This window comes from Archangium minus, from assembly GCF_044360475.1.
In the GTDB taxonomy this organism is placed as follows: Bacteria; Myxococcota; Myxococcia; order Myxococcales; family Myxococcaceae; genus Archangium; species Archangium minus.
Genome location: NZ_CP043494.1, coordinates 11658583 through 11673463, shown reverse-complemented (window position 1 = coordinate 11673463; position 14881 = coordinate 11658583). Strand labels below are relative to the sequence as shown.

Annotated in this window: 13 protein-coding genes; 8 read left to right on the top strand and 5 right to left on the bottom strand. The window is 66.4% G+C overall.

Features of this window, described 5'->3' with window-relative positions; translation table 11 throughout:
- Nucleotides 1–15 precede the first annotated feature (15 nt).
- The 5 genes from F0U60_RS47780 to F0U60_RS47760 all read left to right on the top strand — a co-directional run bounded on the left by F0U60_RS47780 (nucleotide 16) and on the right by F0U60_RS47760 (nucleotide 5535).
- A complete protein-coding gene (locus F0U60_RS47780; protein ID WP_395810688.1) occupies nucleotides 16–1038 on the top strand; it encodes a branched-chain amino acid ABC transporter permease in 1023 nt (340 codons plus the stop codon).
- Nucleotides 1038–1889, top strand: a complete 852-nt coding sequence (locus F0U60_RS47775; protein WP_395810686.1) for an ABC transporter ATP-binding protein — start codon at nucleotides 1038–1040, stop codon at nucleotides 1887–1889. The genes F0U60_RS47780 and F0U60_RS47775 overlap by 1 nt, the downstream gene beginning before the upstream one ends.
- Nucleotides 1886–2641 (top strand): ABC transporter ATP-binding protein, encoded by a 756-nt coding sequence (locus F0U60_RS47770; protein WP_395810684.1) that lies wholly within the window; start codon nucleotides 1886–1888, stop codon nucleotides 2639–2641. The genes F0U60_RS47775 and F0U60_RS47770 overlap by 4 nt, the downstream gene beginning before the upstream one ends.
- Before the next feature lie 141 nt (nucleotides 2642–2782).
- Nucleotides 2783–3637 carry a DUF2381 family protein gene (locus F0U60_RS47765; protein WP_395810682.1) on the top strand — a complete coding sequence of 285 codons (855 nt, stop codon included), beginning with the start codon at nucleotides 2783–2785 and terminating at the stop codon, nucleotides 3635–3637.
- Nucleotides 3638–3720: 83 nt separating this feature from the next.
- Nucleotides 3721–5535, top strand: coding sequence for a serine/threonine protein kinase (locus tag F0U60_RS47760; protein WP_395810680.1), 1815 nt, complete (start codon nucleotides 3721–3723; stop codon nucleotides 5533–5535).
- An 18-nt stretch (nucleotides 5536–5553) separates the two neighbouring features.
- On the opposite strand, the gene F0U60_RS47755 is transcribed toward F0U60_RS47760, so the two are convergent.
- A complete protein-coding gene (locus tag F0U60_RS47755) occupies nucleotides 5554–6570 on the bottom strand; it encodes a hypothetical protein (protein ID WP_395810678.1) in 1017 nt (338 codons plus the stop codon).
- Nucleotides 6571–6707: 137 nt separating this feature from the next.
- Here F0U60_RS47755 and F0U60_RS47750 point away from each other — a divergent pair, with 137 nt between their 5' ends.
- The 3 genes from F0U60_RS47750 (at nucleotide 6708) to F0U60_RS47740 (ending at nucleotide 10662) form a co-directional block, all read left to right on the top strand.
- The gene (locus F0U60_RS47750) at nucleotides 6708–8846 is read left to right on the top strand and encodes a hypothetical protein (RefSeq protein WP_395810676.1); all 2139 of its coding nucleotides are present in this window, start codon (nucleotides 6708–6710) and stop codon (nucleotides 8844–8846) included.
- Between the two features lie 131 nt (nucleotides 8847–8977).
- Nucleotides 8978–9730, top strand: coding sequence for a hypothetical protein (locus F0U60_RS47745; protein WP_395810674.1), 753 nt, complete (start codon nucleotides 8978–8980; stop codon nucleotides 9728–9730).
- Nucleotides 9731–9888: 158 nt separating this feature from the next.
- Nucleotides 9889–10662: a methyltransferase domain-containing protein gene (locus tag F0U60_RS47740; protein ID WP_395810672.1), complete on the top strand. Its 774-nt coding sequence runs from the start codon at nucleotides 9889–9891 to the stop codon at nucleotides 10660–10662.
- A 10-nt stretch (nucleotides 10663–10672) separates the two neighbouring features.
- On the opposite strand, the gene F0U60_RS47735 is transcribed toward F0U60_RS47740, so the two are convergent.
- The 4 genes from F0U60_RS47735 to F0U60_RS47720 all read right to left on the bottom strand — a co-directional run bounded on the left by F0U60_RS47735 (nucleotide 10673) and on the right by F0U60_RS47720 (nucleotide 14809).
- Nucleotides 10673–12994, bottom strand: coding sequence for a MopE-related protein (locus tag F0U60_RS47735; protein ID WP_395810670.1), 2322 nt, complete (start codon nucleotides 12992–12994; stop codon nucleotides 10673–10675).
- 29 nt (nucleotides 12995–13023) lie between these two features.
- Nucleotides 13024–13644 (bottom strand): YiiX/YebB-like N1pC/P60 family cysteine hydrolase, encoded by a 621-nt coding sequence (locus F0U60_RS47730; protein ID WP_395810668.1) that lies wholly within the window; start codon nucleotides 13642–13644, stop codon nucleotides 13024–13026.
- A 79-nt stretch (nucleotides 13645–13723) separates the two neighbouring features.
- Nucleotides 13724–14278 (bottom strand): RNA 2',3'-cyclic phosphodiesterase, encoded by a 555-nt coding sequence (thpR, locus tag F0U60_RS47725; protein ID WP_395810666.1) that lies wholly within the window; start codon nucleotides 14276–14278, stop codon nucleotides 13724–13726.
- A gap of 6 nt (nucleotides 14279–14284) precedes the next feature.
- Complete coding sequence (locus F0U60_RS47720; RefSeq protein ID WP_395810664.1) at nucleotides 14285–14809, bottom strand: metal-dependent hydrolase; 525 nt, start codon at nucleotides 14807–14809, stop codon at nucleotides 14285–14287.
- Nucleotides 14810–14881 lie beyond the last annotated feature (72 nt).

The window sequence follows — 14881 nt, the reverse complement described above, 5'->3', positions numbered from 1 at the left end:
GGGAATCCCTCCTCCATGGTTCCCGCATCCCTTCGCGGCATCCTCCCCGTCTTGGTCGCTCTGCCTGTGCTGCTCCTGGTGGAGTGGCTGCTGAGCGACTCGCCGTTCGCCGTCTACCTGCTCTCCATCATGGGGGTGAACGTCATCCTCGCGGTGAGCCTCAACATCGTGAACGGGATGACGGGCCAGTTCTCCATCGGCCACGCGGGCTTCATGGCGGTGGGGGCCTACCTCTCCGGCGTGACGTCGTTGGCGCTCAAGGACGTGGCCATCTCCTTCCTGCCCGTGGCGGTGAGCGACCAGGTGTTCCTGCTGGCGGCGCTGCTGGTGGGCGGAATCGCCGCGGCCATCGCGGGCTTCCTGGTGGGCCTGCCCAGCCTGCGCCTGCGCGGTGACTACCTGGCCATCGTGACGCTGGGCTTCGGGGAGATCATCCGCGTGGCGGTGACGAACACCGAGGCCTTCGGGCGGGCGCTGGGGTTGAGCGGCATCCCCCAAACGTCCTCGGTGGCCATGGTGGGCTTCTGGGTGTTCATGGTGGTACTGGTGGCGCGCCGCATCGCGGGCTCGAGTCACGGCCGCAGCCTGTGGGCCATCCGCGAGGACGAGGTGGCCGCCGAGGCCATGGGCGTCAACACCACGGGCTACAAGGTGCGCGCCTTCGTCATCTCGTCCTTCTTCGCGGGCGTGGCCGGCGCGCTGTTCGCGCACTTCGTCCCCATCATCAACCCGGGCTCCTTCACCTTCGTGAAGTCGATGGAGGTGGTTGTGATGGTGGTGCTGGGGGGGCTGGGCTCGACCACGGGCGCCATCGTGGCGGCGGTGTTCCTCACGCTGCTGCCCGAGGGGCTGCGCTCTGCCTTCGCCGCCTTCGGCTCCGGGGGCAGCCTGGCGCAGCAGGTCGACCAAATCCGCATGCCTGTGTACGGCCTGCTGCTGGTGGTGCTGATGCTGTCGCGCCCGCAGGGGTTGTTCGGCACGCGCGAGCTGTGGGAGGTCATCCCGCGGTGGATTCCTCGTCGCCGGAAGGGGATGTGATGAGCGGGCCGTTGCTCGAGGCGGTGGGGGTGAGCATCCAGTTCGGGGGCCTCAAGGCGCTCTCGGACTTCAACCTCGCCATCCACAAGGGAGACCTGCAGGGGCTCATCGGCCCCAATGGCGCGGGTAAGACGACCGCGTTCAACGTGCTGACGGGCGTGTACCGGCCCACCCAGGGCGAGGTGCGCGTAGCCGGGCAGCGCGTGAACGGGTGGCTGCCGCATCAAATCAACCACCTGGGACTGGCGCGCACCTTCCAGAACATTCGCCTGTTCCGGGCCCTGACGGCGCTGGACAACGTGAAGGTGGCGTGTCGGGCACAGGGCTCGCTCAACCCCGAGGGCGTGGGGCTGGGCGTGAAGTTCCGCGGGGCGCTGAGCAACTACCGCGACTGGTGGCGGGCGCTGATGCTGACGCCGGGCTTCCAGGCCGAGGAGCGCGACCTGACCGAGCAGGCCGAGCGCCTGCTGGAGGTGATGGGGCTGTCGCACCGGCGCAATGAAGAGGCGCGCAACCTGCCCTACGGCGAGCAGCGGCGGCTGGAGATTGCCCGCGCGTTGGGGACGCGGCCCAAGGTGCTGCTCTTGGACGAGCCGGCGGCGGGCATGAACACCCGCGAGAAGGCGGACCTGATGGTGCTCATCCGCAAGCTCCGGGACGACTTCAACCTGGGCATCCTGGTCATCGAGCACGACATGAAGCTCGTGATGGGCATCTGCGAGAAGATCACGGTGCTGGACCACGGCGAGACGATCGCCCGGGGCGCGCCGGCCGAGGTGCGCAACGACCGGAAGGTCATCGAGGCGTACCTGGGAGACAGCTACCTGGAGTCGCAGGGAGGCGCGGCGTGAGCGAGGCGCAGGTGAAGCTGCTGGGCGAGCGCCGGGAGTTCCCTTCGCTGCTGGCGGTGGACGGGGTGAAGGTGTCCTATGGGGCCATCCAGGCGCTCAAGGGCGTGACGCTGAAGGTGGGCAAGGGCGAGGTGGTGGCGCTCATTGGCGCCAACGGAGCGGGGAAGACGAGCACGCTGCGCGCGGTGAGCGGGATGCTCAAGCCGGTGGGTGGGCGCATTACCTTCGGGGGCGAGGACACGACGGGAGCGAAGGCGCACACGCTGGTGCCGCGCGGCATGGCGCACGCGCCCGAGGGCCGGGGCATCTTCCCCAACCTGACGGTGCTGGAGAACCTGGAGCTGGGTGCCTACCTGCGCAATGACGCGGAGGGCATCGCGGCGGACATGGAGAAGAGCTACACGCTCTTTCCGCGGCTCAAGGACAGGCGCAAGCAGCTGGCGGGGACGCTGTCGGGAGGCGAGCAGCAGATGCTGGCGATTGCCCGCGCGCTGCTGAGCCGGCCCAAGCTGCTGTTGCTCGACGAGCCCTCGCTGGGGCTAGCGCCGCAGGTAACGGAGACGATCTTCCGCAACCTGAAGGACGTGAATGCCTCAGGGGTGAGCATCCTGCTGGTGGAGCAGAACGCGCACCTGGCGCTGAACTTCGCCCATTACGGCTACGTGCTGGAGACGGGCGAGGTGGTGATGGCGGGTCCGGGCAAGGCGCTGCTGGACAGCCCGGAGATCCGCAAAGCCTACCTCGGCGAGTAACGGACGCCCTTGCCGACGCCCCTCCCTCTCCCTCTGGGAGAGGGTCGGGGTGAGGGTATTGGCTTGATACCCGGACACCCGAGGACCATGCGCTGACCTGACGGGAGAAGACTGCTAGCATCCGGTGACCAGGGAGGTCACGTGTTTCCAGCTTTTCTCCGGCGAGTGCCGGTGCTGGCGGTGCTGGTAGTGGTCGAGGTGTGGGCGAGGCCCGAGCCGGAGACGGCGAGGGTCATGAAGGCGCGTGAAGTGGTGCTGCGAGAGGGGCCCGAGGAGTCAGCGGAGCTGCGTGTGCACCCGGGTTTCCTGACCACGCTGGCCTTCGAGTCGGGGCTGGTGCCCGGTTCCGTGAAGGTGGAAGCGCCCGAGCGCGTTCGCCTCTTGGGAGCAGAAGGGCGAGTGGTGGTGCTCGAGCCTCTGGTGGAACTGGCCGAGGGCGAGCGGGTGCGGCTCGGGGTGACAGTGACTCGGGGTGGTGCGTCGATGCACGCGGTGCTGGTGCTCGTGCCACATCCGTCCGAGGTGGATGGGCAGGTACGAGTGGCGGTGGCGCTCCCGGAGAAGCTCGCGCAGGTGATAGCGCCGACGGAGCCGCGAGCGCAATCGGAGCTGCTGAAACTGTTGCTGTCGGGAGCGGTGGAACTGGGGGAAAGGCTCGTCGGGAATCAACTTTGGGCCACACTCTTGCCCGAGGGAGTGGATGCGAAGGCCCCCTGGCTCTATCGCGTGGGTAGGCAACGGGTACTCGCCATTCCCATCCACAATCCCGAGGAGTCGGTTCCCTGGGAACCCCGGGTTGTGCGGCTGACGAGTGCGTCGCTCGGTCCGAAACCCGTGGCACTCCCAATCCATATGCGTGCTCCCCCGCTCATGCCTGGGGAGAGTGGCTGGGTACTCATGGAGTGGCCGCTCAAGGATGAGACCATGGCCTTTCGCCTGGAAGTACGGGAGCGTGAGGCGGGACGAGGCGTGCGGCTGGAGCGAGAGGGCCGATGATGGGTGAAAGCTCATCCTCTTCGACGTCTCTCCTTCCCGGGGCCCTGGGAACACGGATGATTGAGGAGGTGTTTCCGCACGGATTGTCGGCGGGAATGTGTGTGGGCCCCTGGCGCATCCTGCGATGGTTGGGGCAGGGCGGTTACGGGGTGGTGTACCTCGCGGAGGACACGCGGCTGGCGTCGGCTGGGAGCGCCAAGGGACTCGTGGCGCTGAAGTTCGCCGTAGGCCGGACAAAGGTCGAGGACCCGCAGGCGAGGCGGAGGCTGCTCAGGGAGGGGAACATCCTGAGCAAGGTCGTGCACCCCCATGTGGTGCGGTGCCTCGGACAAGGGGTGCTCCATGACGTGCCCTATCTGGTGTTGGAGTACATCCCTGGTTCGGACCTCTACGACTGGTCAGCCCTCCGCAACCGGACGGCGAGGGAGGTGGTGGGGTTGGTGGGAACGCTCGCGCGGACCCTTCGTGCCGTGCACGGGGCCGGTGTGCTCCATCGGGATTTGAAGTGCGCCAACGTCCTCGTTCGCGAGCCGGACGGACAGCCGGTGCTGCTGGATTTCGGAGTAGGGGACTACGAGGGTGCATCCACTCTCACTGGGACAGCGTTGCCGCCGGGCACCGCGCACTATCGAAGTGCGCAAGCGGTGCGCTTCCTGCTGGACGACAAGAACCCGCCCTGTGCCCGCTATCACTTCACGATCGCGGACGAGCTCTACGCTTTGGGTGTCATCCTCTACCGACTGCTGACGGATGAGTACCCCTTCGCCCCCGAACTTCCTCAACCCATCCTCTACGAGCGCATTGGTGAGGAGGAACCCACCGCGCCGATGTTGCTTAACCCTCGCGTGCCGCGTTCCGCGAGCGATCTGGCCATGCGTCTTTTATCGAAAAGGCCGGAGGAGCGCGGTGCGAGCGCTGCGGAGGTAGACGAGGCCATCCAGCGGGCCCTGTCAGATGGAAATGGCCAGTGGGACGGCTTCCTTTTCGACTGGGACGACGGTCCCTCCGGCCACTCGCGGACGACGGAGGAGACGGACACCCTGGGGCCCATTGCTCCCGGGCATGAGGTCGCACTCATGCATGCTGCTGCCCAGCGGCGTGAGTACCGATGGGCGCAGCGGAAGAAAAAGGGTTTGCGCAAACGTCCCCGCCTTTCAGTGCCCACCACGCCAGCGCCCTCCGCTTCTTCGAAGCCAGACCCAGGAAGGTTGGGCAGGAGAGCCGCGTGGGGGCTGCTGGCCATCGCCTGTCTCACGGGCCTTGTGTGGTCCACTCGTGAAATGGCGCTGTCACGCGCTGCTTCCCAGGTGTCTCCCACAAAGGATGGTCAACCCGTGAATACAGAGAAGGTTCGCAGTGCCCGGTCGCAGGAACAGTTGGTTTCCGATTCCACGACGGTGAAGCATGAGGGGCAACTGCTGGAGAAGTGCGCCGCAGCGGCAGCAGTTGGTCTGGTCCTTTCCGCGTGTGCGGGAGTTCCGGCTCGGGCCCCAGAGCGGGAGTGCCCGAGCGCAGCGCGCAAGGCCATGAACGCGCTGGATGTTACACTGGACGACGAGGCGGTCCTGGTGCTCGACGTCAATCGTCCAGGTGGCATGGCTGACGTTGGGACCTTCCAGGATGGCCCCGTGGTGAGCGTGCTGCACGAGGGGTTCCATCTCATGCCCCCAGGGACATTGGTGTACGGTCGTCTCTGGGTGAGTGGTGCTCGGATCATCGGGCACTATGATCGCGCGAAGCTGCCAGGAGGAGAGGTCATCCCCGTGTGCTTCGCGATCGGTTCGGGCTACGAACAGCGGCCGGGCATTCCGAAGCTCTGGGGCACCAAGGCTCCCGGGACCGTGGAGATTTCCCGGGAGGTTCCGATCATGGTGGTCCGGCGCTTCGAGTCCGAGTAGCGCGTCCGCGTCAGGGGTTCAGGGCAGGAAGCCGAGGACGCTTACGCCCTGGGGACCCACCGAGAGGGCGGCGACACCCGGAGCGGGCGTGGCAGGCCGGTCGTTGAGCCAGAGGTAGGCGCCCGCGCCGACGAGCACTGCGCCTACGCCTGCGCTCACGCCCGCAGCCGTGCGCTTGTTGCTGGCCTTTTCGCGGAGCGAGACGATCTCGGGGAGCTGGTTGAGGGTCGGGTAGCTGTTGTCCTTGTAGAACTCGTTGGACCTGGCCATGTCGCTGTTGCTCGAGATGGCGAAGAAGCCCGCGAGGCCGAGTGCCACGACGCCCGCTCCCGCGGAGGCATAGGCCGCGGGGGTCTTCCAGGTGCGTCCGGTCCGCCGAGCCTCCTGGGTCATGGCGAGGGCTTCCGGAGGGACGGAGGGCTTGGGGCCGGAAGCCTCCGCCGTGCCCTGAGTAGGCCCCTGAGCGGGCGGGGGCGCCGCCACGAGCGGGGGGGGCGTCGGCTCGACGAGAGGGGTGATCTTCAGGGGGACGAGGTTGAGCTGCTCGCGCAGGCGGGTGAGGGCGGTGCGCAGGAGTTCCTCCTGAGGCTGGCCCCGGCTGCGGATCTGAATGCTCTTCTGGTCGACGACCTCACCCCCCGGGTTCACGACGAGGCCGGAGACGCGCGTGAGTTGCCCGGGGTTGACGGTGATGAGGACGGCGCGACTGGCCTGGGTGGCGGTGGCGAGCCTGCCGAGGCACTCGGAGGGCTTCTTGGTCTGCGCGCACGACTTCCTGGGCTCCTTGTCGAGGAAGGCGCGGACCTGCTCGGAAGGTACGAGCTGCACGTCACCGCGGGCGATCTCCGTGGCGCAGGCGGCCTGGTAGTCGGGGATCTTGTCCTTGTTCTTCTCGCCGACGATGGCACACGGGTGCAGGGCGACGAGATCCGTCTGCGCGGTGCTCGAGGCGGTGGGCTCCAGGGCCTGTGCGGCGGGAGCGAGCAGCAGAGCGAGCGCGAGGAGGGTGGGTCGCGAGGAGGAAGGATGTTTCACAGTGGACCCCGCGTGAAGGGACAGGTTTCGCGGAACCGGTCATCGAGTGGAGATGGCCGAGACAGCGCAACCTTCCGCGAGTAGGGAGCCCATGCTATCCACCCATGCTGGGCCGTCAAAGGGTTTGGAGAGGTGACGTGATGCTGCGCAAGGTCCTCGGAACCGTGCTGCTGCTGGGGGCGCTCTCGGGATGCACCCAACCGCTTCGCGTGTGCGAGACGGACAGTGACTGTTCGGAAGGAGGCGCGTGCGATCAGGCGTCGCACCTGTGTTACCGGGTCGTATGCGATACACCCTGCGCGCCGTACGAGGCCTGTGTGGCCACGAACACGTGTGGGCCTCTGTACACGGACCTGGTGGTGGAACCGGGTGAGGGCACGGTGTTGAAGGCGGGTGAGGTTACGGTGCGCGCCGAATTGCGCGTGCGTACCGGGTTCACACCGAACTACCCGGAGACCTTGAGCTTCAGCGTGGTGCGGAGTGGCGGTGGAGCGGGTTCGGGCGGGACGCTGGTGCAGGTCGAGAAGAACGAGGGCGTCTACACCGCTAAGTGGACGACGCCGCCTGGGGACGGGGTTTTCCGCCTGACGGTGGCGTACCCGGAGGCTGGTGGCCCGAGCGCAACGGTGAACCTGTCGGTCGATTCGACTCCGCCCACTTTCGTGGTCACGGTACCTCCAGCTGACGCCGGTGTGCCTGGTGGGGGGACGACGTACGCGGACCCGGCGCCGGGCTTCGCGACCGCGTGGCGGCGCGATCAGGTGGCGCCGGTGGAGATTCGGACGAACGAGCCGAACCTGGACCCAAGCACCCTCACAGTCGTGTTGCAGGGCACGGATGGAGGGACGGTGCCTGGAACTCCTGTCACCGCATTTGCGTCGAGCGAGCCCTGTGACGCGGGCTTCTGTGGTGTGGCTCAGGTGAAGCTGTGGGAGCCCCCTTTCGATACCTTCCGCGGCACGATGACCGTCGATGTGAGCGGCGCGGACAAGGTGGGTAATCCCGGCAGTGGCTCAACCACCTTCAATGTTACCCGTTGGAAGTGGGTGTTTGATGCTAGCGCTGGGGGAACATTTGCCATCAAGGCTTCTCCAGCTATTGGTGCTCAAGGAAACATTTATTTCGGTACGAATGCGAATACGAATGGCAAGGTGTTCGCTCTTACTCCTGACGGGACATTGAAGTGGGAGTCGCAGGTTGGTGCGGTTGTTGGCGGTCCTGCTGTGGGGACTTCCGATAGTGGCACTGAGCCGATTTATGTGGGGGTAAATCGTAACAGCACTGGGGCTTTGTATGTGCTCCAGAGCGGTGACGGTGGGACGTTGCTGGACTGCCCCATGCCATCGAATGGAGCCTTCGTGGGGGGGGTGGCTCTTGGCAAGACGAGCACAGCCCAGGTCGAGACTGCGGTCAGTGTCTATAATGGTAATTCCGGAGATTCTGTCATTGTTGGCATCAGGCCTGGCGCCACCAATCCCTGTCCTAAGATTGAGCCTCTTCCCGGTGGAGTGCAGATTCCGGTGCTGACCCCTGGGGCTCCAATCGTGATGAGAAACGACAACATCTTCTTCTCTGGGGGGGTGTCGGGCGAGTTCAAGGTTACAAGCTATGTCTTCGGTTCCCCCAGTCCGCGGAGTAACTGGCCAGTGACACCGCCTACTGTGACGCGCAGTCTGGCGTTAGTCGGATCTGATATCATCGGTGCAGCGGCTAGTTCCGAGACTGTTACTGGTGGGTTGTTCAAGGTTCCAGAGGGTGGCGCACCGGAGGTCACGCGTCTTTATCCGACGAACTCGACATGGTCTTCGCGGGTTTACGGCTTTGCGGTAGGGGGCTCTGACAATGTCTTCTTTGGCTCAGAGCCAGCCAGCGGTGTCGAGTTCAGCCGATTCAACCTGACCAGTAAGGCGGTACAGCCCGCATCGAGCAACTCGGCGATTCGGACCACACCAGTCGTTGGTGTGAATGGGAACGTCTACACCGTTACGACCAACGGTTCCGTCAGGGCGTGGAGCGCGGATGCGCATTCTCCGCGTTGGACCCTCGAGTCTGCTCTGGGCACAGTGGAGGCCTCGCCCACGCTCGACTGTCCGCGCGATGCCTCGGGTGCGTTGGTGGAGGGCTCCCACGGTGTGCTCTATGTGCCCGTAGGCGGCAAGCTGCACGCCTTCGTTGTCGATAGTCGGGGTCTGGACACCTCGGCTCCTTGGCCCAAGTACCAGCACGACCCGCGCAACACCGGCAACCCGGACACGCCCCTTCCCTCGTGCCAGTGAGGTGTGAGGGGGTGGTTTCTCGCACTTCGTGAAAGCCGCCACTCTCGATAACTCGAACGTGGCGACTGACGGCGGACTCGTCTAGGGTCCGCCGACGTCCGTTCCACCCTCAACCTTCAGGACTCGCACATATGTCATCGCTGTCCCGACTGTTCGCCGCCCTCGTCACCATTTCGTTGATTGGCGCCGCCTGTGCGACCAAGGAGGGCGCCACCTCCGGTGGTTCCTCCACCGTCGAAGAGCTCCCCAACGAGGGCTCCACCCCCACCGACGAGGCCAAGCCTCAGGCTGAGCTCCAGCGGATCTCCGCTCCCGAGGGCTTCAACGTGATGTTCCCCGGGAACCCCCAGCCCCAGCGCGGCAAGGTCGCCATCCCCGGTGGTGAGGTGCAGACCGCCGCCTGGACCATCTCCGACCCGAACGGCGTCCTCTACTCCATTAGCACCGCTGACTACCCCGAGAAGGTCGTCGCTGCTAATCCCGCCGCCGCCTTCCTCAACGAGGGCAAGACCGGCCTCGTCAACCAGCTCAAGGGCACCATCAAGGCCGAGGAGGACATCACCCTCCAGGGCTACCCCGGCAAGTCGTTCACCGTCTCCTCCGATGCCGGTGAGGTGCGGGCCCGCAACTTCCTCGTCGGCCCCCGCCTCTACACCCTGATCGTCCTCTACAACCCGAGCATCGGCGCTCCCCAGGCTGATCAGTTCCTCTCCTCGCTCGAGCTGGTGAACCCCCCGCCCGCTATCACCCCGGCCAGCGCGGGCTCCGCCACCGATGGTGGCACCGCTGGTGATGCCGGTACGCCTGCTGGCGACGCCGGTACCGCCACCGATGCCGGTACGCCTGCTGGCGACGCCGGTACCCCCGCCAAGCCGCGCCGGTAGTTCTCTCCACCGGGACACGTAGGGCCTCGGCGCTCGCGTGTCCCGGTCGCCCGGCGCGGTGCCTTCATCCGCCGGGCAATCCCCTCCGCCGAGCCCCTCCTTACTTCGCTGCAGCGCGCGAGGGCGCCTCGTGCGGCCAGGACTCGCGGAGGCACTTCATGTGGGATCCCCAGCAGTACGAGCACTTCCGCGACGCGCGCAAGCGCCCCTTCTTCGAGCTGCTCGCTCGGGTTCCGGTGTCCGCTCCTGGGCTCGTCGCCGACCTCGGCTGTGGCACGGGTGACCTCACCCTCACCCTCGCCGAGCGCTGGCCCGGAGCTCATGTCATTGGTGTCGACTCGTCCGAGTCGATGATTGCCGAGGCCCTCCGTCGCCCCGCCCCCGAGCGCGTTCGCTTCGAGCTCGCTGACCTCGCTCGCTGGCGTCCGTCCTCACCGCTTGACGTGCTCGTCTCCAATGCCGCCCTGCACTGGCTGCCCGACCATGCCTCTCTGCTCTCGGAGTTGGTGGGGCTGCTCGCTCCGGGCGGGGTGCTCGCCTTTCAGGTCCCCGCCAACTTCGAGGAGCCCTCGCACCGGCGCATCGACGAGGTGCGAGCGCTCCCTCGGTTCGCCTCCGTGCTCGCCTCCGTGCGCCGTGGGCACGCGGAGTCACTCGCTTTCTACGAGGCCCACCTCGCGCGGCTCGGCTTCTCCGTGGATGCCTGGGAGACGGCGTACCTCCACGTGCTTCCGGGTGAGGACGCCGTGCTGCAGTGGCTGCTCGGCACCACGCTGCGGCCCGTGCTCACGGCGCTCGGCCCCGAGGAGGGCCAAGCCTTCCTCGACACCCTCCGGCCTCTCTTGCGACAGGACTACCCGGCGGCCGCGCACGGCACGCCCTTTCTTTTCCGCCGACGTTTCGTCGTGGCTGTGCGCGCCGCCGCTCCCTGAGGCGCCGCGCTCACTGCGGCCAGTGGAAGCGTTTGCCCTTGTCGCCCACCACCCAGATGTCCGCTGGGCTGGTTCCGGCGAGGTCATTGAGGGCACCTGTGGGGGAACTCGAGTTGAGCACTGTGCTCCAAGAGCTGCCGTTGTAACGGTAGACCTTCCCGTTATCCGTGGAGACGTAGACGGCGTTCTTTCCGAAGGCGAGTACCGAGAGCAGATTCTCCGTGGACGGCTTTGAGTGCAGGTTCCACGACGCGCCGTTCCACATGAGCACGGTGCCTCCCATCCCGACGGCATAGGCCAGCCGCGGGTTCACGACCCAGACACCCCGGAGGATTTTGTCTCCGATCCCCGAGATGCTCTGGACGTTCTCGTCAACCCAGAGGTTCTGGTCCGGCTTGAAGCTGTAGATGCGCGCGTCTTCCCCGGGCCTCTCGTGGCCGCCTACTGCGAAGAGGATTTCTTGCGAGATGCCATGCACGTCCCAGAGTTGGCCCCCCACGGGGTTGCCCACAAGGGGAGCGGTGAGGCCAGTATACCGAAGCACTCGTCCTTCGTAGGGATGGAGCCTGTCCTTACCGATGAGGTGGATGTCGAAGCCGCTATCAGTCGGCACTCCGATGATTCCCCGCACATCCGTGTCCGTGGCGTAGGTCCCGTTGTTCTCGCAATTCGTGGCTCCAGGCAGATGGCTGCCCACGGTGGCGTTCTCCCCTCCGAGTATGGCTTTCCCATCTCGTGGATCCACCCAGACGGCATTCCACGCTCCCGTGCATTGTCCAGAGAGATTGTCGAAGGACATCTCCCCCGGTCGGCGCACCTGCAGGAGGTTGGAGCCTCCGGTGACCCATACGCCACCATCACCCCAGACTGCCACGGACTTCCAGTTGTCTCCGCTCCCAGAGGATTGCTCCACCCAGCTCCCACCATCCGGGGTGGGGCACACGGTGCCCTCGTCCTCCGTTGTGCCGTTGCAATTGTTGTCCTCCCCGTCACACAGCTCGCCCGCGTCCGGGTTCGTGAAGGGGTTGCCGTCGTTGCAGTCGTCAGCATTGAGGCTATACCCGGCGTCCGGCGCGCAGATCATGACTCCCGCGTCTGGATTCCCATAGGAGTCGCGGTCTTCGTCCGTGTAATAGGTTGAGGGCGGGGTGACGTAGGCGCATAGGACGCCGCCGTCTGAATTATCGCAGGCCTTTTTGCCCGTGCAGCCCAGCTCCTGGCCGCAGTCTTCGCCCACGCCGAACCCCTCGTCCTTCGGGCCGTTGCAGTTGTTGTCCAGGTCGTCGCAGATTTCCGGCGCTCCGGTGTACACGTTCGCCCGCGTGTCGTCACAGTCGTCCGAGCTGGCCACGTAGCCGGGGAGGGTGGACCCGCAGTGCGGCTTTCCCGCATCAAGTGCGCCGTGGGTGTCCTGGTCCTTATCCGCGTACAGGATGGTGAGCTCGGGGCTGTCGCACACTACGCCTCCATCCGTGGCGCAGGCGCGCTTACCCCCGCATCCGCTCTGGCCCGTACAGTCTTGTCCCACGCGCAGCCCGTCATCCTCTTCACCGTCGCAGTTGTCATCTACCGCGTTGCACAGCTCGGGAGCGCCCGTGTAGCGCTGCACGTTGTTGTCGTCGCAGTCGAGATCATTGGCCACGTAACCGTCGGGCTGCTTGCAAGCCGTGATGCCCGGGACCTTGTTCGAGCCCTTGCCGTCCTTGTCCGCATCGGGGTGCCACTGGCCCTCCTTCGCCTCACACGTGGTCGCCGTCCCTTCGGCGTTGCAGGTCCAAGCGCCCTGGCAACCGTCAGACTTGTCGCACACGAGGCCCACGTTGAAGCCCTCGTCCTGTACGTCGTCGCAGTTGTCATCCTGGTTGTTGCAGATCTCCTTCGCGCCCGGATATGCCGCCGTGCTCTTATCGTTGCAGTCGCTGCCTCCGGTGGCCTCGGACACGTACCCATCCTGGTCCGCGTCGGTGGCCGCCAGCTTCAGCTCGAGCTTGGACACGTCTCCTTTGTTCACCGTCATCGTCTCGGAGGCGGAGACCACCTTCGTGCCCGTGCACTCCTTCTCGAAGGCCTCGGCGGTCAAGAGCAGGGAGTTGCTCCAACTGGCCTCGCGGAAGACGGCCACCGTCACTGCTCCTCCGGTGAACTCTCCCTTGCCCGGGACCTCCGTCGTGCGCGCTTCGCCCTCGCCATTTGCATCCTTCACTGCCACCCGGATGCAGCCGGGCTTGAAGCCTTCGTAGGAGACGGTGAGCTTCACCGCCCCTTCAGTGTTGCGGCAGCCGGTGCCGAGGAGGGTCAGAACGCCAACGAGGAGCAGAACACGCGAGGACATGGTCACGCATTATGCCCTCATTTGGTCTTTCAGCGGACACCTGGAAAGTCCGAGTGCACCACCGTGAGGCGCTCGTCCGCGGCCAGGCTCGCCGGGGTGATGAGCTCCAGCTCCAGGGGCACCTTCCCGTTGTAGCGCTCCCGGATGGCGGGCCCCAGCTTCTTCACGTTCAGCGTGCCCAGCCGCTCCATCTTTCCGTAGTCTACCTCCGCGGCGGCCGAGTACGCCTTACGCGCCAGCTCCGAGCAGTACATCGCCTCGTCCCCCCAGCCGAAGTGCCAGTCGTACGGCTTGCCCAGGTGTCGTCGGGCCTCCGCCACCGCCGCCTCGCGCTTCTCCTCGGGGAGCTGCTCGGGTCGCAGCACCAGGATGCGCCCGTTCACCCCTCGCGCCTTCCACTTCGCGAACGGTACCCGCTTCACCGGCTGTACCGCCTCCACCACGAACACGCCCGACGGCGTTACCTCCACCAGCCCCACGTGTGACAGGGGGCTGCCCGTCGCCGCCTGGATGACCGCCGACTGCTGCGAGCGCGAGGTGTGGAAGACGAGGTCCCCCGTCTTCAGCCTCTCCTCGAGCGGCTGTGGCGCGGCGACCGCACCGTGGGCCAGGAGCGACAGACACAGCACCGAGAGCATCCACCAACGCATCGAAACCCGGTCCTTTCCGGCGCGAGCTCCGCGCCTGACCGGTCCTTACTGCACAGTCGGTGCCAGGGGGCACACTGTCTCAAGAGGCGCGACTCAGGGGCACCTCAGCGCGCACGTGGTACTTGCCACCCAGGCTCTCGAAGAGGACGAGCCGGTCCACCCGCGCCTCGCCCCACTTGGCGTCCTGCAGCGCGCGCGCGCACTCGGCCAACTCCCGGTCTCCCCGGGGGACCTTCGCCCGCGCCAGTGTGAGGTGCGCGGAGTACTCGCGGTGCTCGGGCTCGAAGCCCAGCGGCTTCAGCGCTCCAGCCACGTCCGCCTGTAGCGCTCCCAGCGCCTTCGTGTCCCCTCCCACTCCTGCCCACAGCACTCGGGGATGCGACGGCGAGCCGAAGCTCCCTCCGCCCTCAATGGTCAGCACCAAGGGCGCGTGTGCCGGGCCCACGCTCACCAAGGCGTCCTTCAAGGCGGGCAGTCGCTCGGCCTCTACCTCTCCGAGGAAGCTGAGCGTGAGGTGCAGGTTGGCCGGTGGCACCCAGCGCGCTCGGGGCGCCAGGCCCTTGAGACGTTGGAGGGCCGCGGTGGCCTCGGACTCGATGGTCTTCCCCAGCGTGACGGCGACGAAGAGGCGCATGGGGGATTAAATCTGCACTGTCTTGCGGCGGGGCCAGAGCGCATAGGCCCAGAAGGGCAGGAACAGGACCAGTTCCACCATCACCACGTACAGGCCGCGCGCGGAGAGCATGCGCGCGCCGATGGGGGCCACGGGGATGGGGCGCAGTGGGAAGAAGTAGCGGAGGTTGTCGATGGGCCAGAGGAGCGCGGCGCCCAGGCCGCCCGTGGTCATCGCGTCCAGCAGGCCATGGCTCCCCAGGGCGGCGAAGCTGAGCAGCCCTACCTTCAGTGCCGGCCCTCGGGCCACGAGCGTTCCGGCCGCTATCGCCAGGGCCACCCCTGCCGCGAGGAAGAGCGAGTGCGAGGCGCCCCGGTGTCCCCACGTGGCCGCGTAGGGAATCCCCAGCTTGAAGGCGATGACGTCCGCGTCCGGCAGCATGGCCAGCGCGGACAGCAACAGCATGGAAGCGGCCACGCGCCCCGGAGGTGCCGCTCCCGCGCCGAGACGTCCGAGTGCCATTCCCACCGCCACGTGACCGATACTTGCCATGCGACCGAACAGGATAGTCCATCCTGTCCCTACCTGGAGAACTCGCGGGTGCTGGACTAGCCTCCCCACCCC

What these genes read in the sequence shown, in the direction of transcription:
- F0U60_RS47720 (WP_395810664.1), bottom strand. Translation starts at nt 14,809, where the DNA reads ATGGCAAGTATCGGTCACGTGGCGGTGGGAATGGCACTCGGACGTCTC.
- F0U60_RS47780 (WP_395810688.1), top strand. Translation starts at nt 16, where the DNA reads ATGGTTCCCGCATCCCTTCGCGGCATCCTCCCCGTCTTGGTCGCTCTG.
- F0U60_RS47735 (WP_395810670.1), bottom strand. Translation starts at nt 12,994, where the DNA reads ATGTCCTCGCGTGTTCTGCTCCTCGTTGGCGTTCTGACCCTCCTCGGC.
- thpR (WP_395810666.1), bottom strand. Translation starts at nt 14,278, where the DNA reads ATGCGCCTCTTCGTCGCCGTCACGCTGGGGAAGACCATCGAGTCCGAG.
- F0U60_RS47740 (WP_395810672.1), top strand. Translation starts at nt 9,889, where the DNA reads ATGTGGGATCCCCAGCAGTACGAGCACTTCCGCGACGCGCGCAAGCGC.
- F0U60_RS47775 (WP_395810686.1), top strand. Translation starts at nt 1,038, where the DNA reads ATGAGCGGGCCGTTGCTCGAGGCGGTGGGGGTGAGCATCCAGTTCGGG.
- F0U60_RS47730 (WP_395810668.1), bottom strand. Translation starts at nt 13,644, where the DNA reads ATGCGTTGGTGGATGCTCTCGGTGCTGTGTCTGTCGCTCCTGGCCCAC.
- F0U60_RS47745 (WP_395810674.1), top strand. Translation starts at nt 8,978, where the DNA reads ATGTCATCGCTGTCCCGACTGTTCGCCGCCCTCGTCACCATTTCGTTG.